Here is a 20,818-nt window from a genome sequence, read left to right as displayed (position 1 = left end):
CGCGGATCCTGGTACCGCCACCACCACCCTGCGCAGGTCAGCGGAGCTCGTCCGCGTCCACCGGAGGGTCGGTGGCGGGCAGCCGCAGGGTGAAGACCGAACCGGCGCCGAGTTCACTCGCCACCGCGACGGTACCCCCGTGGGCGGCCACGAGCTGGCGGACGATGGACAGGCCGAGCCCACTGCCGCCGGTGCGCCGACTGCGGGACTTCTCGGCCCGCCAGAACCGGTCGAAGACGCTGGACAGATCCTCCGCGGAGATACCACTGCCGGTGTCGGCCACCTCGAGGACGACCTGGTCCTCCTCCTTCCGGGCGGAGAGGGTGATCGTGCCGCCGTCCGGTGTGTGCCGGATCGCGTTGGACACCAGATTGCCGAGTGCCTGCCGCATCCGGACCGGATCCGCGTCGATCCACGCAGTCCCGCTCCCCGTCGGCGCGGACGTCCCGTCCGTCCCCGTCCGCAGCCCGATGCCCGCAGCCTCCGCTCCCACCCGGTGCGCCGCGACGACCTGTTCGAGCAGCTCGTCGGCGCGGACGGCCTCGCGGTGCAGCGCGAGGGTGCCCGCGTCGGCCGCAGCGAGGTCCTGGAGATCGTCGATGACCCGCTGGAGCAGTACCGCCTCCTCGTGCAGGGAAGCGAGCAGTTCCGGGTCGGGGTCGACGATGCCGTCGCGGGTCACCTCCAGCCAGCCGCGGATGTTGGTGAGCGGGGTGCGCAGTTCATGCGCGATGTCGCTGACCATCGCCTTGCGCTGGGCCTCCATCCGTTCCCGGCGCTCGGTCAGCTCATTGAAGGCGAGCGCCAGGATGCCCGTCTCGTCGCGGGTGGTGACGGGCACCCGTGCATGCTGTTCCAACGGCTGCTGGGCGGCCTGCGTGAGCGCGCGCAGCGGGCGTACGAGGCGGGTGGCGACCAGCGCGGTCACGGCCACGGTGAGGGCCAGGACGAGACCGGTGACTCCGACGATCTTGGCCTTGTTGGCGTTCGACATGTCGAAGTGCGGGAGGGCGCTGTCCCCCGTGCCCAGGAACAGCTCGGCGACGGGCGCGACATCGGGGTCGAGCTGCTCCCGGCGCGCTTCGGCGAGACACTCGTTCCCCTTCGCCTCCATCGCCATGGGATGTCCGCCCGGGCTCTTCCTCCCCAGGGCAAACTGCGGCTGCGGGGCCAGGCTGGAGAACTCCAGCGAGATGAACCCCTTCTCGTACAGAGAAAGGTCCTTGCGCCGCAGGCATGCCCCGGCAAGGCTCGCCAGCCTGGCCACCGCTGTCTCCTCGGTGTGCGTCAGGGTGTTGAGCTGTCCGTCCGCGCACACGTCGGGCACGGTCGAGTTCGGGAGGATCCCGTTCTCGTCCGACAGGACGGGCCTACCGCTCGGCGTCCAGGTGATCGTGGTGTCGACACCGTTGCGCGCGGCGCACTTCTGCCGCAGAGTCGCCAGCTTGCCCAGCCGTGCCCGCTCCAGGGGCGTCAGCCGGTAGGGCCCCACCGCGCGCGGGTCGACGCCGCTGAGCTGGGCCCCTGGCTCCGAGTAGGTGTCGGTGTGCAAGGGGTCGACGGTGGCGGCGGCCCCGGGCGGCAGGGCGGTACGGGACTTGGCGGAGTCGGCGATCGGCGTACGGTCCGCCGTCGTCAGCGCGATCCGTCGCCCGGTGGCGGCCGACAGCCGGCGCACGGTGTCCTGGACGCCCGCCCAGCTCGGGTGGGTGGCGGCGTATCCACTGAGCTGCCGGAGGATGTCCGTGTCGTCGGCGAGGACCTGCCCCTGCTCCTCCTGGATGGCGCGGGTCGTCGTCTGCACCGCCAGCCACGCCGTCGCCGCCACCGAGCACAGGGCGATGAGCACCGAGGTGATCATCAGCCGTACGAGCAGCCTCTTGCGCAGCGGTATGCCGGAGCTCACCCGCGCCCACCGCTGAGCTTGTACCCGACGCCGAACACGGTCAGCAGCCGCACCGGCCGGCGGGGGTCGGGCTCGATCTTCTTGCGCAGGTTCATGATGTGCACGTCGATGGCCCGTTCGGTGGAGGCCCGGTCGATACCGCGGGTGCACTGGAGCAACTGCCGCCGGGAGAAGACCCGTTCGGGATCCGCGGTCATGGCGCGCAGGATCTCGTACTCGCCCGGGGTGCACTCCACGCGCGCGCCGTCGCAGTGCACCTCGTGCCGGACCGGGTCGACGGTGATTCCGGCGGCCCGTACGGCCCGGTCCTGCTCGTCGGCCGGGCGCCCGCTGCGCCGCAGGACCGTGCGGATACGGGCCATCAGCTCGCGCGGGCTGTACGGCTTGGTCATGTAGTCGTCGGCGCCGAGCTCCAGGCCGAGCAGGACGTCTTCCTCGGCGGAGCGGGCGGTGAGCATGAGGACGGGGATGTCGTCGTCCCGACGCAGTACCCGGCATACGCCGAAGCCGTCGAGCACCGGCAGCATCAGGTCGAGGACGACGAGGTCGGGCTTGCGCCTCCGCACCTCGTCGAGCGCGGCCCCGCCGTCGTGGACCACGGTCGCGGTGTGTCCCTCCTGAAGCAGTGAGCGGCGTATCAGCTCCGCCTGCTTCTCGTCGTCCTCCGCGACCAGCACATGTGCGCACACGTGGGCGATGGTAAGCGCCTGCGCTCGGGAAAAAGGGAGGCGAGAGAGTCTTCCCACAGCCTGACAACTTCCTGATGTCCGCCTGCGAAGCTCACGCACGCCACCTGACGCGACGGTGGTCGAAGGTGTGCACGGATCTTGACGCCCTCCGATCCGGGGCCGTAGCTTCCCGGAGGATTTAAACGATTCAAAAGTGTGGGCCCCGAAGGGGTCCTGTTTGTGCTGCCCTCCGAGAGAGTGGACGAGATCCATGAGCAACGTCACCCCGGCCCGCCGCTCGGGGCCTCCCCGCCGCGCTCTCCTCGGAGCCGCTGTCGCCACGGCCGCTGCCGGTGCGTTCGACTGGAGCCTGCCCGCGGTGGCGAGGGCCTCGACCGCCGTCGGTCCGGCCTTCGCTACGCCCGGGCGCGCCGTGCGGCCGAAGTTCCGCTGGTGGTGGCCCGACGGCCTCGTCCAGCCCGACGAGATCAGACGCGAGATCGACCAGATCGCCGACGCCGGTTTCGGCGGGGCCGAGATAGCCGCGGTCCATCACAGCGTCACGGACTCCTCGGTCCTGGACACCGCGCGGCACGGCTGGGGCAGCGCCGCGTGGGTGGCGGGCGTGGAGGCGGCACTCGGCCAGGCGGCCCGGCGCGGCCTCACCGTCGACCTGACCATCGGCCCCAGCTGGCCGGCGGCGGTACCCGGCATCACGCCGGACAGCGAGGCGGCGGTCAAGGAACTCGCCTACGGAACGGCCACGTTGACGGCGGGAACCGTCTACTCCGGTCCCGTGCCGCCCCCGGTCCACGCCGCCGCCTCGGGCGTGACCCGGCAGCAGTTGCTCCTGGTCCAGGCCGCCCGGGTGAACACCGCGAACTCCACCCGCAAGGAGACGGGGCTCGACCTGGACTCGGTCCGGGACCTCACCGGCGCCGTCACCGACGGCACGCTCACCTGGACCGCACCCGACGACGGCAGCTGGGTGATCGTGTCCTACTGGGTTCGCGGTTCCGGGCAGACTCCGGAGGGCGGCCCGCACACCGCCCCGGCCGCGTACGTGGTCGACCACTTCAGCGCGGCCGGCACACGCGCGGTGACCGACTTCTGGGAGGCCCACCTCCTCTCCCCCACCGTCCGGCGCCTGCTCAGGGTCTCGGGCGGGGCGCTCTTCGAGGACTCCATCGAGCTGGAGACCGACGGCCTCCAGTGGACGCCCGGCCTCCCGGACGCGTTCCTCGCCCACACCGGCCGCTCCCTGCTGCCGCTGCTGCCCGCCGTGCTCCTCAACCACGGCAGCCAGGTCTTCGCGTTCGAAGCCGCCGTCACCCGGCAGATCCGGCACGACTTCTGGGAAACGGTGTCCGTCCTCTTCAACCGGCACCATGTGACGGCCCTGCGGACCTGGGCCCATTCCCTCGGCCTCGAACTGCGTTCCCAGCCCTACGGTCTGCAGACCGACGCGATCGCCTCGGCCGCGCTCCTGGACATCCCCGAGGGCGAATCCCTCGGCTTCAAGAACCTCGACGACTACCGCTGCCTGGCGGGCGGCCGAGACATGGCGGGGCACACCGTGCTGTCCTGCGAGGCGGGCGCCTACGCCGGCGGCGCGTACAACACCACCTGGCAGAAGTTCCTGCGCACCATGGGCGGCGCCTACGCGGCAGGGGTCAACCAGACGGTCGTCCACGGCTTCTCCTACGCCGAGCTGCCGGGCGTGAACTGGCCCGGATACGCCGCCTTCACCCCGTACAAGGGGACGGTCGGCTATGGAGAGTCCTGGGGCCCGCGGCATCCGACCTGGCGGCACGTCGCGGACGTGTCGGGGTACCTGGGCCGGGTTCACCAGGTGCTGCAGAGCGGCCGCCCGCGCGTCGACGTCGCGGTGTTCCGGCAGACCGGGTACACCGCCACCGGCATCGGCGCCTCCTGGTTCACCGCGACGGGCATCCCCCTGGGCTGGACCCACCAGTTCCTCAGCGGGCCGCTGCTCGACCTGCCCGCCGCCATCGTGCGCCACGGGCGCCTCGCACCCGAAGGCCCCGCGTACAAGGCCCTGTTCGTCGAGGGCGACTTCTTCTACGGCTCCACGGTCACCCTGGCGCTGTCCGACGCCCGCGCCCTGCTGCGCCTCGCCCGCGCCGGACTGCCCGTCGTGCTGCTCGGCGCCTGGGACACTGTCGTGTCACCCGGCGTCCCGGACCGCGGCGAGAGCGACGAACTGCGTTCCGTGGTCGCCGAGTTGCTGGCCCAGCCGCTGGTCCGCCAGGTCACCGACAAGTCGGCCGTCCCGACCGCTCTCGCCGACCTCGGGGTGGCACCCGACGTCCGGTACGCGACCTCCTCCACCTTGCTCAACGCCCACCGCGTGGCCGACGGCGTCGACTACTACTACCTCTGCAACGGCAAGCACGCCGAGACCGTCAAACCGCCGGTGGCCGCGATCGACCACGAGGTCACCCTGCGCCGCACGACCGCGGGCGCCGTGCCCTACCTCCTCGACCCGTGGACCGGAAAGTCCGAGCGCCTCGCCCGCTACACCGAGGACGGCGACACCGTCACCGCCCGCGTCACCCTCCAGCCCGCCGAGACCCTGATCCTGGCCCTCGGCCGCCCCGGCCTCTTCGGCGACCGTGCCGGCCGCCGACCGCACGCGGTCAACAGCGAGGCGGACGAGGTGCGCCTCACCGACGCCGGACTCACCGTCCGGGCGACCACGGCAGGCACGTACAGCACCGTCCTGTCCTCCGGCCGCACCGTGCGGGCGACACTCAAGGCCGTCCCCGCGCCGATGGATCTCGCCTCCTGGCAACTGCACGTCCAGGACTGGCGGCCCGGCGACACGCCCTACCGCACCACCGTCGTCGAGCACGACCTCACCCTCGACGCGCTGCTGCCCTGGTCGCAGATCACCGAGCTCGCGGACGTCTCCGGAATCGGCCGCTACCGCACCACGGTCACCCTCGGCGACGGGTGGACCGGCGGCCACGGCGCCCGCCTGGAACTGGGCACCGTGACCGACACCTGCCGGGTCACCGTGAACGGGCACCGCCTCGACCCCGTGGACCAGATCCATCCGGTCGTGGACCTGGGCGACATGCTCAGGCGCGGGGCCAATGTCATCGAGGTCGAGGTCGCCACCCCGCTCTCCAACCGGCTGCGGGTCAGCGACCCCGCGGTCTACGGCGGTACGGCGCGGCAGGCGTACGGACTGCTCGGGCCGGTGCGGCTGGTGCCGTACGGCGAGGCACGGATCGACTGACCGGACCGTGTGCCGGTCAGTCCCAGGCAGCCGAGGGTTGGCCGACCGGGCCGCCTGTGTGCGCGGACCGGACGTAACCCTCGGGTGGCGGGGGAAGTGCGGCCACGCACTGCGACGAACATGCGTTGACCAGCAGGGGCAGGACGTCCGTGGCCACCCGCAGGGAGATCCAGACCGGGTGGAGCCCGCCGAGCTCGACGGCTCGGTCGCAGACGCTGCATGAGGAGACGGCTGTCGTGCCCCAGCGGCGTGGGTCCAGGTCGCCGGTATCGAGTCCGGCGACCGAACTCTCGGCAGGCTGAAGCCGCGGAAAGGGGGGCCGCAGCTTGTAGTTGCCGAACAGAGTGCGCGTACTCACCGTGCTCCTGGTGAGCCTCGTGCATCTGGTGATCTCGTACGGGAACCAGTGCAGTCGGTAGGAGGTGTACGGGGTGAACTCCTCCAGGCTGGTCATCGCCCCGATCTCGGGCGGGATGCGGACGAGGTTGCTGCTGTAGAGCATCAGGTGCTTGACCGCCGTCAGCTTGGCGATGGTCGGCGGCAGAGTGACGATCTGCCGCCGTTCCTGGGGAGTGAGCTCGACGAGCGGACGGAACTCTTCCCGGCCATCGGCGGCCGCCTCGTCGATGAGCGCGAGCAGATGCTGCCAGCCGGGGGCCGAGGTGTCCTGCCGTTCGGCGTGGAAGCCGACGCGAGCGCGCGGATGGGAGCGGATCTGGTCGAAGCAGCGGCAGGTGTCCTGGTAGGACTCACGTCCAACGGGGTTCGGCTCCGGATTCGGATTCGGATTCGGATTCGGATTCGGCTCCGGGCTCGATGTGTCGCTCCGACGGTTCACGAAGACCTCCCGCTCCGCCTCATTCGTGATGGCGCCAACATACGGGTGCTTCCCTGGACTTACCCAGCGAATTTGGCGGTCGGCAGCTCAAATCCCCAGCTGAGCTTGGGCTTTGCCTTCTGCCCGGGTGGCGGCGGCAGCTGTTACCGTCGCCGGTTGTGACAGAGCCGCTGCCGGAATTCCCCTACCATCCCGATCCCGTCGCCACGGGCGCGGTCGTACCGTCCGACACGACGTGCGTCTGTTGCGGGCAGGCACGCGGATACCTCTACACAGGCCGCGTCTACTCCGTCGACGACCTCGCCGACCGGCTCTGCCCATGGTGCATCGCGGATGGAACGGCCGCCGGCCGCTACGAGGCCACCTTTACGGGAGGCACTGTCGGCGACGACGTACCGATCGAGGTCTTCGCGGCGGTGGCCGGCCGTACGCCGGGGTTTCCCGGATGGCAGGAACCTCAGTGGTATTTCCACTGCGGTGACGGCACGACATTCCTCGGCGCGGTCGGAGCCGCCGAACTCGCCGCCCGTCCCGACGCGATCGAGACGCTCCGCCAGGAGGCCGACGGCTGGGGATGGCCTCCGGACGAAGTGGAGCGACACCTCAGCACTTTGGACAAGGACGGCCGGCCCACGGCCTACCCCTTCCGATGCCGCGTCTGCTCAACTCACCTCGCGTACTCGGACTTTACGTAACCTTGCCGTTCAGCCCCTTTCAGGGAGTGACGTATTGACTTGCTCTCCCTGCTGAAGCAGGGAGATTCTGGCCTTCCTCACCGGGTGCTGTGCCGCTGCGCGGCACGAGTTCCGGTGTGGATTCCGTGGCTTCCTGCTTCTTCGCGCTGCGCCGGAACGAGTTCCGGTCTTACCTGCGCTCGACAGGCTGTCACCGCCAGTCCGGCGGCCTGTTTGACGTTCTTGGCGGCGTTGTGGTCCCGGTCGTGGACCGTGCCGCAGTGCGTGCACGTCCAGGTACGCACGTGCAGGGGTTTGGGCCCGTCCTTGACTCCACAGACCGAGCACATCTGGCTGGTGAGCTCGAACCGGCCGACCTTCACAAAGACGCGGGCGTACCGCTGCGCCTTGTACTCCAGCATCGCGAGAAACTGCGCCCAGCCGGCGTCGTGCACGGATTTGCCGAGCCGGGTGCGCGCGAGGGCTTTCACCGCCAAGTCCTCCACCGCGACCGCTTGGCTTTCGCGGATCAACTGGGTGGAGAGCTGGTGGTGGAACTCGCGGCGGGCATCGGCGACCTGCGCATGCGCGCGGGCCACCTTCAAGCGGGCCTTCTCCCGGTTCTTCGACCTCTTCTGCTTGCGGGACAACTCCCGCTGAGCCTTCTTCAGCTTCTTCTCCGCCCGGCGCAGGAAGCGCGGGGAGTCGATGACACGGCCGTCGGAGAGGACCGCGAAATGCGTGAGACCCAGATCGATGCCCACGCTGGGCAGATTGTCGGCTTCGGGCATCCGCGCCAGGTCGGCGCCGGGGTCGGTCTCGATCACGAAGGAGGCGAAGTATCGGCCGGCCGCATCCCGGATCACCGTCACGCTGGACGGCACCGAGGGCAGGGTGCGTGACCAGCGCACCTTTACCTCGCCGATCTTCGGCAGGAGCAGCCGCCCCGCCTCGGTGATCTTCCAGCGGGAGTTCGCGGTGAACCGGATCGCCTGGCGGGCATCCCGCTTCGACTTGAAGCGCGGCGCCCCCACCCGTGCCCCCGGGCGGGCTCCTTTCAGAGAGGCGAAGAAGTTGGTGTAGGCGCGCTCCACGTCCCGCAGCGCCTGCTGCAGGATGACTGCCGACACCTCGGACAGCCACTGCCGCCCGGGGCTCTGCTTCGCCTCGGTGATCAGCGTTTTCGACAGCGCGCCCGCACTCGGAAACGCAGCACCCTCCCGCCGGGCCCGCTCCCGGGCGGCGACCGCGTCGTTGTACACGACCCGCGCACACCCGAACGCCCGCGCCAGCGCAACGCGCTGACCGGGCCCCGGGTCGAGGCGGAAGGCATACCGAAGCTGCATGATCCGGACGCTAACACCCACCACCGACAACCCCGACCTGATCAGCCGAACCCAGCCTCACCGGAACACTTCCGCACTGCTGCACTGCTGTCATACGGGCAACACCAGCCCGGACGAAGCATTCCCCGGCTCCGCCGGCAGCCCTGCGGGCGCTCCGCGCCCACCCCGCCCGGCACCGCAACACTCCGCGTCGCAGCCACAGGATGCGCTTCACCCCAGGCTGAAACCTGGAGCACTGCGCAAGAAGTCCGGTAGCCCCAGTCGAAGGTGGCAACGTAAGCCCGTCGAACCGCTTCTCCGCCGCGTCCGCCCTTGATGTGAATGACGGTCAGGACAAGCACGAACCAGGCGGTGAGACAAGCTGCGACGATCAAAGCCCGGCGAGGGCCCGAGAAACTGGCAATGACCACCAGGGCAATGATCGTCACGACCAGTCCGATGTGGCCGCCGCCGACATCTGTGCTGGACTTGCTGCCGCTCGTCATGAGAGTCCCCCCGCCGAAGATCGTGCCGTTCCGCTTCCCGGACCTCGCGGGCCGCGAAGGAGCAGGACGCCCAGCGCGACAAGGAACAGGGCAGCAAAGGCACCAGCCACGAGCACCCCGGCGACGGGTCCCGCAAGCAACCCCACGATGACACTGGCGACGATGACCAGCCCCAACCCGAAATGCGCGGCGGGCAGGTCAGCCCTGACCGTCTCCCGCAACGCCTTGCCCGAGGCCCGCATGTCGGAGTCGTAGCGCTCCCGGGCCGCTTCCGGATCCGCGGCGGGACCCTTGGGCCACCGGTCCACCATCGTCCCCCTCTGTTCGAGCCGAGCCTGACGCCGCCCCTAGGGCGGGACTTCCAAGCGATCGCCATGAACGAAGTGGACGGGCATTTGTCGGGAAGCCGCAGGAATCCACGCGCTCGGCCTTCCGGCCGGACTGGGCCGCATCGCCGTACGACTGGCCCTGGAGCGCGAGGAGGTCTGACCGGCGACGAACGCGTGGTCCTGACGACGAAATTGATCGTCCGGCAATCTTGTGCGTTCGCTATCTTGACCGGTGCGGCGACCGCCGTCGGGCAATCCTGTGTTTCTGCGAAGGGTGGCGGATGGCCGTGGTCGCCGGCTGGGAGTGGGACGACACGTTGTTCTCGGGGACGGCCCCCTACTACCAACGGGGAAGGCTCCCGTACGCACCCGGTCTCACGGATGTGCTCGCCGAGGTTCTGCGACTCGACGGTCGCGGGCGCCTGATCGACGTGGGATGCGGACCGGGCACCCTGGCCCTGAGTCTGGCGCACCTGTTCGGTGAGATCGTCGGTGTGGACCCGGACAGCGGGATGCTCTCCGAAGCGCGACGGGGAGCCGCCGAGGCGGGGGTGAGCGGAAAGTCGCGGTGGGTGCGGGTCCGGGCCGAGGACCTGCCCGCAGGCCTTGGGACGTTCACCGTGGCGACCTTCGCCCAGTCCTTCCACTGGATGGATCGGGATCTGGTGGCGGCGACCATCAGGGACATGCTCGTGCCCGGCGGGGCGTTCGTGCACATCTCGGACCTGAAAACGGAGCGTCGATCCGTCGACGGTCTTCCGTATCCGGCGGTGCCCTATGCGGCGATGGACGAGTTGGTCAGGCACTACCTCGGACCGGTACGACGCGCCGGGCGCGGGGTGCTGCCGCAGGGCACGCCCGGCGGCGAGGCGGCGGTGCTCACACGCGCGGGATTCTCCGGTCCTCGGCGTCATGTCGTTCCCGGCGGGCAGGCGCTCGAGCGCACGTGCGATGACGTCGTCGCGGGGGTGTTCTCGATGTCGTTCTCGGCTCCGCACCTGTTCGGCGCGCGCCGCACCGCCTTCGAGTCGGACGTGCGTCTCCTGCTGCGGGAGGTGTCCCCTTCGGGCCGATTCTCCGAACGCCTCCCGAGCACCGAGGTCTTCGTCTGGGGAACGAACCGGTGATTGTGCGGGTGCCCCGAAAACGAAACATGACTGTCGGCCCGCAGCGGGATGCGGGCCCGAGCGTGCCGTGATCCACTGAAAGAGCAGACATGACGACGTCCGTGCGCGGGCGGGGACGAAACAGCCGATCCGCAGGGCTCGGAAGGGGCGTCCACATGAAGGTTGTCGTGGATCTCACTCGGTGCCAGGGATACGCACAGTGCGCTTTCGCCGCGCCGGATGTGTTTGTCATGCAAGGGGACGAGGCGCTGCTGTACGACACCGATCCGGACGACGCGCAGCGGGAGAAGATCGTGCGGGCCGCGGCGGCCTGCCCGGTCCAGGCCATCTTCCTCGACCGAGACGACACCCGTGACGACACCCGGATCCGGAAGCCCGCGCCCGAGACACACGTGGCCGCCCCCGGCCCTGGGGAGGCGTTCAAGCGTACGGGGCACATCGTCATCGTCGGGGCGTCCCTGGCCGGCCTGCGGGCTGCTCGGACGCTGCGCCAGGAGGGCTTCACCGGCTCGCTGACCGTGATCGGGGACGAGCCTCACGCGCCCTACGACCGGCCGCCGTTGTCCAAGCAGGTCCTCATGGGCCAGGTTCCCGCGCGGCGGACCGGACTGCCCCGCCGCGACGAACTCGACGCGCACTGGCGGTTCGGAGTCGCGGCCACGGGACTCGACCTGAGCGGCAAGCAGGTGCTGCTGGCCGATGGCGCGAAGGTGGGATTCGACCGGTTGCTCATCGCCACCGGGGTACGGGCGCGCCCGTGGCCGAACGAGGCGGAGGCCGCGCTCGACGGGCTGTTCGCGCTGCACACGCCGGAAGACGCGGAAGGGTTGCGGCAACGGCTGGCGGCCAGGCCCGGCCGGGTGCTGGTCATCGGCGCCGGGTTCACCGGCTGTGAAGTTGCCTCCGCCTGCCGCGAGTTGGACCTGCAGGTGACCGTGCTCGATCGCGGCCCGGCCCCGCTGGCCGGGGCGCTGGGCGCGGTGATCGGCGGGGTCGCGGCGCAGATGCAACGCGACAACGGCGTCGACCTGCGGTGCGGCGTCAGAGTCGAGTCACTGGAAGGCGATGACAGTGGGAGGCTGCGGCGCGCCCGTCTGTCCGACGGCAGCACCCTGGATGTCGAAGTGGCGCTGGCCGCTCTCGGCAGCATCCGCAACGTGGAGTGGCTGGAAGGCTCGGGGCTGGCGGCAGGGGCCTGGGGCGTGGCATGCGATACGGGGTGCCGCGCTGTCGACGTCAACGGCCTCGTGACCGACGATGTGTTCGTCGCAGGCGACGTGGCCCGCTGCCCACACCCGGTCTACGACTACCAGTACCTCGCCCTGGAGCACTGGGGCAACGCCGTCGCCCAGGCGGGGATCGCCGCGCACAACATGATCAGCGCCCAGAGCGAGCGCTGGCCTCACCTGGCGCTGCCGGAGTTCTGGTCCACCCAATTCGGCACCGAGATCAAGTCCGTCGGCGTCCCGACCCACGCCGATCACGTCGTCATCGCCCAGGGCTCGGTGGCCGAGCGCCGCTTCGTCGCCGTCTACGGCTACCGCGGGCGGATCACCGCGGCGGTCGCCTTCAACCAGGCCAAGTGGCTGGAGTTCTATGCAGGACTGATCGACCGGGCGGCGCCGTTCCCGCCGTCCTTCCGCACCGTCGACCAGTCCACCGACGGGCACCCGGTCGCGGCCGAGGTCCCGGAACGGCCCACCCCTCAGGCCACGGTCGTGGTGACCGGTCACGGACCCAGTGAACGGCGGGCCACGTTGGTCCGCAGAACGTACCTGTGACCCCTGCCCAGGCCACCGCACGTCCCTGATCACCGAGTTGCGGAAGATGCTCTCCATGACCCGGACCAGCACCTGGCAGCAGATCCTCGACCCCTCCCACCGCGCCGACCCGTACCCGCTCTACACCGAGCTGCGCAAAACGCCCGTGGTACGGGTGGAGGACGGGACCTATGTCGTGAGCACCTATCGGGAGATCGTGTCTCTGCTCCACGACCCACGGCTCAGCTCGGATGCGCGCAACCTCCCCGAGGTCGGCGCCGATGTCGCGGCGCAGTACGAAGAGGGCCTTCCCGGGCTGCCGCCGAACTTCATCCGGACCGACCCGCCCGAGCACGACCGCATCCGGCGCCTGATGACGCGGAACTTCGGCCCACCCCACCGCCCGGGACGTATCGACGGCATGATGTCCGACCTGCTCGGGATCGTGACGAGGCTGATCGACGACTTCACCGGCGAGGACGGGTCCGGCACGGTCCGGGTCGACATCGTCGACGACTTCGCCTATCCCTTCCCGGTCACGGTGATCTGCGAGCTGCTGGGAGTACCCCGCGAGGACGAACCGCGATTCCAGGTGATGTCCGGCGCGGTCATCGAAACCGCCGATCCGAGCACCGGCGGGATCGTGGAGCGGCAGCGCCGACGCGCGAAGGCCGTCGCCGACCTCGGACAGTACTTCGCCCAGCTCCTCGACGCCCGCCACGGCCGACGGGGCGACGACCTGCTCTCCGGACTGCTCAGCGGTGACAGCGACGAGGCGCCGACGTCACGAGAAGGGATGTCACACGAAGAGATACTGAGCAACGCGGCCCTGCTGCTCGTCGCCGGCCACGAGACGACCGTCAACCTCGTCACCAACGGCATGCTCACCCTCCTGCGCCACCCCGAGGTACTCGACCGGCTGCGTCGCGGTGACGAACCCGATCTGGCCGCCCGGGTGGTCGAGGAACTCCTGCGCTACGAGCCACCGGTGCAGTTTCTGTCCAGCGGCCGGAACACCCTCGACGACATCGAGATCGCCGGCACCACCATCCCCAAGGGCTCACCGGTCGCCCTCGTGCTCGCCTCCGGCAGCCGCGACCCCGGCTTCGTCACTGACCCCGACCGCTTCGATCCCGATCGCGAGCACAACGAGCACCTCGGCTTCGGCGGCGGCATCCACTACTGCTTCGGTGCCCCGTTGGCCCGTCCCGAGACACAGATCGCTCTCACCCAGCTGACGCACCGGCTGGAGAACCCCCGCCTCGTCGCCGACCCACCGCCCTACCGCGCGAGCCCCAGCCTGCGCGGCCCCCGCCACCTCCTGGTCGAGATCGACGGCGTCAACCCCGCATGAGGGTCTCCGCGATTCCCCGACGCGGCTCGGTCGATCCCAAGGGCGACATCGTGGTCACCAAGAGGCGAGGGAGCGCGTTCTCTGCCAGCGACTTCGACCTCACCGTCCTGGCGGATGCCTGCCTCGACACGAGGACTGGTTCAAAGCCCTCGCACCGAGCCAGCGCGAGGCTGAAGCGGCCACGGAATTCCTACCGCTCGGTGTCGCGCGGCTCTCGGCACGGGAACCTCACGCGTCTCCGGCCGGCGGAGCCGTGCTCCCCCGCACCACCAGCTTCGTGGGGACGAGCGTGGTGCCGTGTTCGGGTCCGCCGTGGCGCATCCGCCGCAGGACACCCTCGACGCACAGGCGTCCCACCTCGGCGAAGTCCTGGTGGACCGTGGTCAGCGGCGGCAGGAAGGAGCCGGCCTCGGGGATGTCGTCGAAGCCGATGACGCTGACGTCGTCGGGGATCTTCCGGCCGCGTTCGTGCAGGGCCCGCAGGAGGCCCAGTGCCATCTGGTCGTTGGCGGCGAACACCGCCGTACAGTCGCGCTCGTCGGCGAGCCGCAGGCCCGCGCGGTAGCCGGACTCCGCCGACCAGTCGCCGCGTACGAGGGGCGGCGGAACGCGGCCCGCCTCGGTCAGGGCGGCATGCCAGGCATCGGTGCGGCGCTGTGCCGCGAAGGACTCCTCGGGGCCGGCCAGGTGCCAGACCGTGCTGTGGCCGAGGTCCAGAAGGTGGCGTACGGCGGCCCGGGCTCCCCCGGCCTGGTCGGTGTCGACCACCGCGTACCGGTCGCCCGCGTCCGAGTCGGCGACGACGACCTGCACGTGCGGGGGCAGGGAGATGGTCGCCGCGTCGAGCAGGTGCACCTCCATGATGGCGATGACGGCGTCGACGGCGAGTTCCCCGAGCCGCGAGAAGGCGCCGCGCACCTCGTCCTGGGTGGGCACGGCGACCGGCAGCAGCGTGACGGCGTAGCCCTCCTGCGCCGCGGAGGTGGCGATCGCCTCCAGGGTCCGCATATTGCCCGTGGTGGAGAGGTTGAAGGTGATGACGCCGATGGTGCGGAACTCACCGCGCTTGAGGGCCCGGGCGGCGCTGTTGGGCCGGTAGCCCAGTTCCTTCATCGCCGCCAGCACCTGTTCGCGAGTTTCCTCGTTCACACCCGCGTAACCATTGGACACGCGGGAAACCGTCTGCGAGGAGACCCCGGCCAGGCGTGCCACATCCGCCATGGACGCGGTCTGCGTGCGACGCACCGCCCGTTTTCCCTTGCGCCCGCGGGACCGTTCCGTCCCCGCCGAGGCGCTGTCCGCAGTGTCCACCCGTCTCCTTTGTTACCCGGGTCGCCGTTTCGTCAGACGACCCTTGACCACCGACATTGGCGCAGTGTAGACATGCCGCCATCAGATGTTTACGTAAACATAACAGCCCTCGACGCGAAGGGGGACGGCATGTTTACGTAAACATCGCGACGGCGTGAGACGCCGGTTCCGAGATGGACGAGCGAGGAACGACATGACGACGCTTCAACCCCCTGCGGGCGTGGCACGGCGCCCGGACCGGCCTCCGAAAAGGGACCGCCGCTCCTGGACAGGATGGGGGTTCATCGGCCCCTTCGCGGTGGTCTTCGCCTTCGTCTTCCTGGCTCCGATCGCCTATTCGATCTACCTCAGCCTGTTCCGCGACAAGCTCATCGGGGGCACGTCCTTCGTCGGCGTGGACAACTACAAGCAGGCTCTCCAGGACGACCAGTTCTGGTCCTCCTTGGAGCGGGTCTCGCTGTTCCTGCTGATCCAGGTGCCGATCATGCTGGGGATCGCCCTGCTCATCGCACTCGCGCTGGACAGCGGCCGTCTGTACGGCAGGAACTTCTTCCGGATCTCGATCTTCCTGCCGTACGCGGTGCCCGCCGTGGTCGCCACCCTGATGTGGGGCTTCATGTACGGCACCCGGTTCGGTCTGGTGGGTGACATCAACAGCGCCTTCGACGTCACGCTGCCCGACCCGCTCTCCGCGGACCTGGTCCTGGCGTCGATCGGCAACATCGTCACCTGGGAGTTCGTGGGCTACAACATGCTGATCTTCTACTCCGCGCTGCGGGTCATCCCGAACTCGCTGTACGAGGCCGCGGAGATCGACGGCGCCGGGCAGATCCGCATCATCTCGGCCATCAAGCTCCCCGCCATCCGCGGCGCCCTGGTCATCGCGACGATCTTCTCGATCATCGGCAGCTTCCAGCTCTTCAACGAGCCGAGCATCCTGCGGCCGCTGGCCCGCAACGCCATCACAACGGACTACACCCCGAACTACTACACGTACTCACTGTCCTTCAACGGACAGCAGCACAACTACTCCGCGGCGGTCGCCATCATCATGGGGCTGATCACCATGGTCATCGCCTATGTCGTGCAGCTCCGCGGCATGCGCAAGGGAGCGTGACCCGATGAGCAGCACGAGCAGCCCCGTCACCACCGCCTCCCAGCCCCCGACCGCCCAGTCCGGTCAGTCCGGCGGTTCCAAGAACACACCCCGCCTGCGCACGCGGCGCAAGCACACTCCCGGACGCCCCAAGCGCAGCGTCCTGCTGACCGTGCTCACCGGCCTGATCATGCTCTACGCCGTGGTGCCCCTGGTGTGGCTGGTCATCAGCGCCACCAAGACCCAGGAAGGGCTCGCCAACTCGTCGGGCCTGTGGTTCAGCCACGACTTCGCCCTCTGGGACAACATCAGCAAGACGTTCACGTACCACGACGGCATCTTCGTCCGCTGGCTGCTGAACACGCTGCTGTACGTCGGGCTCGGCGCCGGCGGCGCGACCCTCCTGGCGATCCTGGGCGGCTACGCGCTGGCGAAGTTCTCCTTCCCCGGGAAGCGCGCCGTCTTCGCCGTGGTCATCGGTGCCGTCGCCGTCCCGGGCACGGCCCTGGCGGTGCCCACGTTCCTGATGTTCAGCAAGATGGGGCTGACGGACACACCGTGGGCGGTGATCATCCCCTCGCTCGTCTCGCCCTTCGGCCTGTACCTGATGTGGGTCTTCGCCACCGAGGCCATCCCCACCGAACTGATGGAGGCCGCCCGCATCGACGGAGCGGGCGAGATCCGCACCTTCTTCCAGGTCGCCATGCCGCTGCTCGCTCCTGGCACCGTGACCGTCCTGCTGTTCACCACGGTCGCGACCTGGAACAACTACTTCCTGCCGCTGATCATGCTCAAGGACCCGAACTGGTACCCCCTGACCCTGGGCCTGGACTCCTGGAACTCCCAGGCCCAGACGATCGGTGGCGACGTGATCTTCAACCTGGTGATCACCGGTTCGCTGCTCACCATCGTGCCGCTGATCGCCGCGTTCCTGCTGCTGCAGAAGTACTGGCAGTCCGGGCTCGCCGCCGGAAGTGTCAAGGAATAGCCCGCCCTCAGGCCCCCACCCCCCGCAGCCTCACCTCTTTCACCCTCACTCTGTCCCACCCATGAAGAAGTCCCACCCACGAAGAAGTGGAAGCACCTCCATGCGCAGATCCACCGGCCGCCTGCTGCGCGGCTTCGCTCTCCTCTCCGTCCTCGCCCTGGGGGCCACCGCCTGCGGCGGCTCCGACGACGACAGCTCGGGCCAGAAGGCGGTCTCCGCCGCGGACATCCAGGCGGCTCTCAAGAAGGGCGGCACGGTCAACGTCTGGGCCTGGGAGCCCACGCTGAAGACGGTCGCCGCCGACTTCCAGAAGAAGTACCCCAAGGTCAAGATCAACCTCGTCAGCGAGCGGTCCGGCGACAAGCACTACACCGCCCTGTCGAACGCCATCTCGGCCGGCAAGGGCGTCCCCGACGTCGCGCAGGTCGAGTACTTCGCGCTGAGCCAGTACTCCCTCACCAAGGGCCTCAGCGACCTGGCCCCCTACGGCGCCGACAAGCTCGCCGCCAAGTACACCCCGGGTCCGTGGAACGCCGTGAGCGAGGGTGACAAGGTCTACGGCCTGCCGATGGACTCCGGGCCCATGGCGATGTTCTACAACAAGAAGGTCTTCGACAAGTACAAGATCGCGGTCCCGACCACCTGGGACGAGTACGTCGACGCGGCCCGCAAGCTGCACAAGGCCGACCCCAAGGTCTACATCGCCAACGACGCCGGCGACGCGGGCTTCACCACCAGCATGCTGTGGCAGGCCGGTTCGCGTCCCTACAAGGTCGACGGCACCAAGGTGACGGTCAACTTCGAGGACGCGGGCGCCAAGAAGTACACCGACACCTGGCAGAAGCTCATCGACGAGAAGCTCGTCTCGCCCATCAACGGCTGGACCGACGACTGGTACAAGGGCCTGGGCGACGGCACCATCGCCACCCTGACCACCGGCGCCTGGATGCCCGCCAACTTCGTCTCCGGCGTTCCGAACGCCTCCGGTAACTGGCGAGCGGCCCCGATGCCGCAGTGGACCAAGGGCGACAAGGCGAGCGCGGAGAACGGCGGCAGCTCCCTCGCCCTGCCCACGCTGGGCAAGAACAAGGAACTCGCCTACGCGTTCGTCGAGTACGCCAACTCCGGTGACGGCGTGCAGACCCGCATCAAGCAGGGCGCCTTCCCCGCGACCAAGGCCGAACTCCAGTCCACCGAGTTCCAGAACACCAAGTTCGACTACTTCGGCGGCCAGGAAGCCAACAAGATCTTCGCCGAGTCCGCCGCCAACGTCGCCAGCGACTGGTCGTACCTGCCCTTCCAGCAGTACGCCAACTCGATCTTCAACGACACCGTCGGCAAGGCCTACATCTCCGGCACCAAGCTGGCCGCCGGCCTGAAGTCCTGGCAGGACGCCTCCATCAAGTACGGCAACGAGCAGGGCTTCACCGTCTCGAAGTAACCGGCATTCCCCTCGGGAGCCGCCGCTGAGCAGCAGGCGCTCAGCGGCGGCCGCCCGGAAGCAACCACGCACCTCGCGCCACCCGTGCTGTAACCGGAAGGACCACCATGATCTCCACCCTCCTGTCCCAGTTGCGGCACGGGCCGGACGGTGATCCCACCCCCCGCCTCGCCTACGGCGCCGACTACAACCCGGAGCAGTGGCCACGCGAGGTGTGGGAGGAGGACATCCGGCTCATGCGGGAGGCGGGCGTCAACATCGTCTCCGTGGCGATCTTCTCCTGGGCCCGCATCCAGCCCGCCGAGAACGAGTGGGACTTCGGCTGGCTCGACGAGATCATGGACCTGCTGCACGCGGGGGGCATCGGGGTCGACCTGGCCACCGCCACCGCCTCCCCGCCGCCCTGGCTCAGCACGGCGCACCCGGAGATCCTTCCGGTCACCGCCTCCGGCGAGACGCTGTGGCCTGGGGCGCGCCAGCACTGGCGTCCCACCTCCCCCGTCTTCCGCGAGCACGCGCTGCGCCTGGTGCGCAAGATGGCCGAGCGGTACGCGAACCACCCCGCGCTGGTCGCCTGGCACGTCTCCAACGAGCTGGGCTGCCACAACGTCTACGACTACTCCGACGACGCCGCCCGCGCCTTCCGCGACTGGCTGCGCGCCCGCTACACGACGCTCGACGCCCTCAACCACGCCTGGGGCACGGCGTTCTGGTCCCAGCGCTACAGCGACTGGGAGCAGATCCTGCCGCCCCGGCTGGCCGCCTCCCACCCCAACCCCACCCAGCAGCTGGACTTCAAGCGTTTCTCCTCCGACGTGCTGAAGGACCATCTGCGCGCGGAGCGGGACGTCCTGCGCGAGCTCACGCCCGGTGTTCCGGTCACCACCAACTTCATGGTGATGGGCAACACCAAGGGCATGAACTACGCGGACTGGGCCGCCGAGATCGACTTCGTCTCCAACGACCACTACGTGGTGCCCGGCCCGCAGGACCGCGACGAGCTGTCCTTCTCCGCCAACCTCGTCAGCGGCATCGCCGGCGGCCGTCCGTGGTTCCTGATGGAGCACTCCACCAGCGCCGTCAACTGGCAGCCGATCAACGTGGCCAAGCGGCCGGGCGACCTCGCCCGTGACTCGCTGGTGCACGTCGCCCACGGCGCCGACGCGGTGTGCTTCTTCCAGTGGCGCCAGTCGGCGGCCGGTGCCGAGAAGTACCACTCGGCGATGGTCCCGCACGCCGGAGCCGACAGCGAGCTCTTCCGCGCGGTGGCCGGCCTCGGACAGACCCTCAAGGCCCTCGCTCCGGTCGCCGGGACCGAGCGTGAGCCGGCCCGGGTCGGCATCGTCTTCGACTGGGACTCGTGGTGGGCGAGCGAGCAGGACTCCCACCCCACCGCCCAACTCAGCTACCGGCAGGAGGCGCTGGACTGGTACTCCGCGCTCCTCGCCCTCGGCATCCGGGCCGACGTCGTCACCACGCAGACCGAACTCGACCGCTACCAGGTCCTGATCACGCCGGTGCTGCACGTCATGCCGGCCCCGCTCGCCAAGGAGCTCACCCGGTACGCCGAGAACGGCGGCCACCTGATCACCACGTACTTCTCCGGTGTCGTCGACGAGAACGACCACATCTGGCTCGGCGGCTACCCGGGCGCCCTGCGCGAGCTGCTCGGCATCCGCATCGAGGAGTTCGGCCCGCTGCTCGACGGCGAGACGGCCGACGTCGACCTGGACGGCGTGGACGGCGCCGCCACGGGCACCTTGTGGACCGACCGGATCAGCGTCACCGACCCGGCGGTGGAGGTGCTGGCGCACTACCGCGGCGGCACGTACGCCGACCGCCCTGCCGTCACCCGGCGCCCGACGGGCCAGGGCTCGGCCGCGTACGTCTCCACCCGGCTCGGCACGGACGGTCTCACCGCGCTGCTGCCGAAGCTGCTCGCCCCGGCCGGTGTGCACAGTGAACTGCCGGACGGCGCGCGGGGAAGCGTCGAGCTGATCGTGCGCCGGAGCGCGGACAGCCGCTATCTGTTCCTGGTCAACCGGACCGACGAGACGGTGCCGCTGACCGGAGTCCCCGGAGACCTGCTGGTCGGCCGGACGGACGACGACGGCACCGTCGTCCTCGCCCCCCGGGACGTCGCCGTACTGCGGCAGCCCGCCCTTTGACAGCCCTCGAACAGCGAGCACGGCCCCCGTTCGAGGGTTAGCCGGCGTGCCCCCGGGCGGGG

General features: G+C 69.5%; 15 protein-coding genes. 9 read left to right on the top strand and 6 right to left on the bottom strand.

Translation table 11 applies throughout. From position 1 onward, the window contains the following. Nucleotides 1-37: 37 nt before the first annotated feature. Both OG798_RS49255 and OG798_RS49250 read right to left on the bottom strand, forming a co-directional pair. Nucleotides 38-1,906 (bottom strand): sensor histidine kinase, encoded by a 1,869-nt coding sequence (locus OG798_RS49255; protein WP_121413580.1) that lies wholly within the window; start codon nt 1,904-1,906, stop codon nt 38-40. Then, nucleotides 1,903-2,595, bottom strand: a complete 693-nt coding sequence (locus OG798_RS49250) for a response regulator transcription factor (protein WP_095850519.1) — start codon at nt 2,593-2,595, stop codon at nt 1,903-1,905. The genes OG798_RS49255 and OG798_RS49250 overlap by 4 nt, the downstream gene beginning before the upstream one ends. 250 nt (nt 2,596-2,845) lie before the next feature. Here OG798_RS49250 and OG798_RS49245 point away from each other — a divergent pair, with 250 nt between their 5' ends. Then, complete coding sequence (locus OG798_RS49245; protein WP_328759437.1) at nt 2,846-5,839, top strand: glycosyl hydrolase; 2,994 nt, start codon at nt 2,846-2,848, stop codon at nt 5,837-5,839. Between the two features lie 16 nt (nt 5,840-5,855). On the opposite strand, the gene OG798_RS49240 is transcribed toward OG798_RS49245, so the two are convergent. Beyond that, nucleotides 5,856-6,677 carry a leucine-rich repeat domain-containing protein gene (locus tag OG798_RS49240; protein WP_328759435.1) on the bottom strand — a complete coding sequence of 274 codons (822 nt, stop codon included), beginning with the start codon at nt 6,675-6,677 and terminating at the stop codon, nt 5,856-5,858. Nucleotides 6,678-6,835: 158 nt separating this feature from the next. Between OG798_RS49240 and OG798_RS49235 the strand changes: the two genes are divergently transcribed. Then, nucleotides 6,836-7,372, top strand: a complete 537-nt coding sequence (locus tag OG798_RS49235; protein ID WP_328759434.1) for a CbrC family protein — start codon at nt 6,836-6,838, stop codon at nt 7,370-7,372. Nucleotides 7,373-7,449: 77 nt separating this feature from the next. Here OG798_RS49235 and OG798_RS49230 read toward each other — a convergent pair whose 3' ends face one another. Continuing rightward, nucleotides 7,450-8,697 carry an RNA-guided endonuclease InsQ/TnpB family protein gene (locus tag OG798_RS49230; RefSeq protein ID WP_328759433.1) on the bottom strand — a complete coding sequence of 416 codons (1,248 nt, stop codon included), beginning with the start codon at nt 8,695-8,697 and terminating at the stop codon, nt 7,450-7,452. Nucleotides 8,698-8,738: 41 nt separating this feature from the next. Beyond that, complete coding sequence (locus tag OG798_RS49225) at nt 8,739-9,182, bottom strand: hypothetical protein (protein WP_328759432.1); 444 nt, start codon at nt 9,180-9,182, stop codon at nt 8,739-8,741. A 610-nt stretch (nt 9,183-9,792) separates the two neighbouring features. Here OG798_RS49225 and OG798_RS49220 point away from each other — a divergent pair. The 3 genes from OG798_RS49220 to OG798_RS49210 all read left to right on the top strand — a co-directional run bounded on the left by OG798_RS49220 (nt 9,793) and on the right by OG798_RS49210 (nt 13,752). Continuing rightward, nucleotides 9,793-10,638, top strand: a complete 846-nt coding sequence (locus OG798_RS49220) for a class I SAM-dependent methyltransferase (RefSeq protein ID WP_328759431.1) — start codon at nt 9,793-9,795, stop codon at nt 10,636-10,638. A gap of 89 nt (nt 10,639-10,727) precedes the next feature. Next, nucleotides 10,728-12,419, top strand: coding sequence for an FAD-dependent oxidoreductase (locus tag OG798_RS49215; RefSeq protein WP_328759430.1), 1,692 nt, complete (start codon nt 10,728-10,730; stop codon nt 12,417-12,419). 55 nt (nt 12,420-12,474) lie between these two features. Next, a complete protein-coding gene (locus tag OG798_RS49210; protein ID WP_328759429.1) occupies nt 12,475-13,752 on the top strand; it encodes a cytochrome P450 in 1,278 nt (425 codons plus the stop codon). A 228-nt stretch (nt 13,753-13,980) separates the two neighbouring features. Here the strand turns inward: OG798_RS49210 and OG798_RS49205 are convergent, their stop codons facing one another. Further along, complete coding sequence (locus OG798_RS49205; RefSeq protein WP_060896767.1) at nt 13,981-14,973, bottom strand: LacI family DNA-binding transcriptional regulator; 993 nt, start codon at nt 14,971-14,973, stop codon at nt 13,981-13,983. 283 nt (nt 14,974-15,256) lie between these two features. Here OG798_RS49205 and OG798_RS49200 point away from each other — a divergent pair, with 283 nt between their 5' ends. The 4 genes from OG798_RS49200 to OG798_RS49185 all read left to right on the top strand — a co-directional run bounded on the left by OG798_RS49200 (nt 15,257) and on the right by OG798_RS49185 (nt 20,756). After that, nucleotides 15,257-16,180, top strand: a complete 924-nt coding sequence (locus OG798_RS49200) for a carbohydrate ABC transporter permease (RefSeq protein ID WP_099945169.1) — start codon at nt 15,257-15,259, stop codon at nt 16,178-16,180. Nucleotides 16,181-16,184: 4 nt separating this feature from the next. Next, nucleotides 16,185-17,147 (top strand): carbohydrate ABC transporter permease, encoded by a 963-nt coding sequence (locus OG798_RS49195; RefSeq protein ID WP_121413586.1) that lies wholly within the window; start codon nt 16,185-16,187, stop codon nt 17,145-17,147. 100 nt (nt 17,148-17,247) lie between these two features. Beyond that, nucleotides 17,248-18,588: an ABC transporter substrate-binding protein gene (locus tag OG798_RS49190; protein WP_095850527.1), complete on the top strand. Its 1,341-nt coding sequence runs from the start codon at nt 17,248-17,250 to the stop codon at nt 18,586-18,588. 107 nt (nt 18,589-18,695) lie between these two features. Further along, the gene (locus OG798_RS49185; protein ID WP_328759428.1) at nt 18,696-20,756 is read left to right on the top strand and encodes a beta-galactosidase; all 2,061 of its coding nucleotides are present in this window, start codon (nt 18,696-18,698) and stop codon (nt 20,754-20,756) included. Nucleotides 20,757-20,818 lie beyond the last annotated feature (62 nt).

This window comes from Streptomyces sp. NBC_00271, assembly GCF_036178845.1.
In the GTDB taxonomy this organism is placed as follows: domain Bacteria; phylum Actinomycetota; class Actinomycetes; order Streptomycetales; family Streptomycetaceae; genus Streptomyces.
Note: the sequence above shows the minus strand (reverse complement) of the source record. Positions and strands in the feature narration are given on the sequence as shown.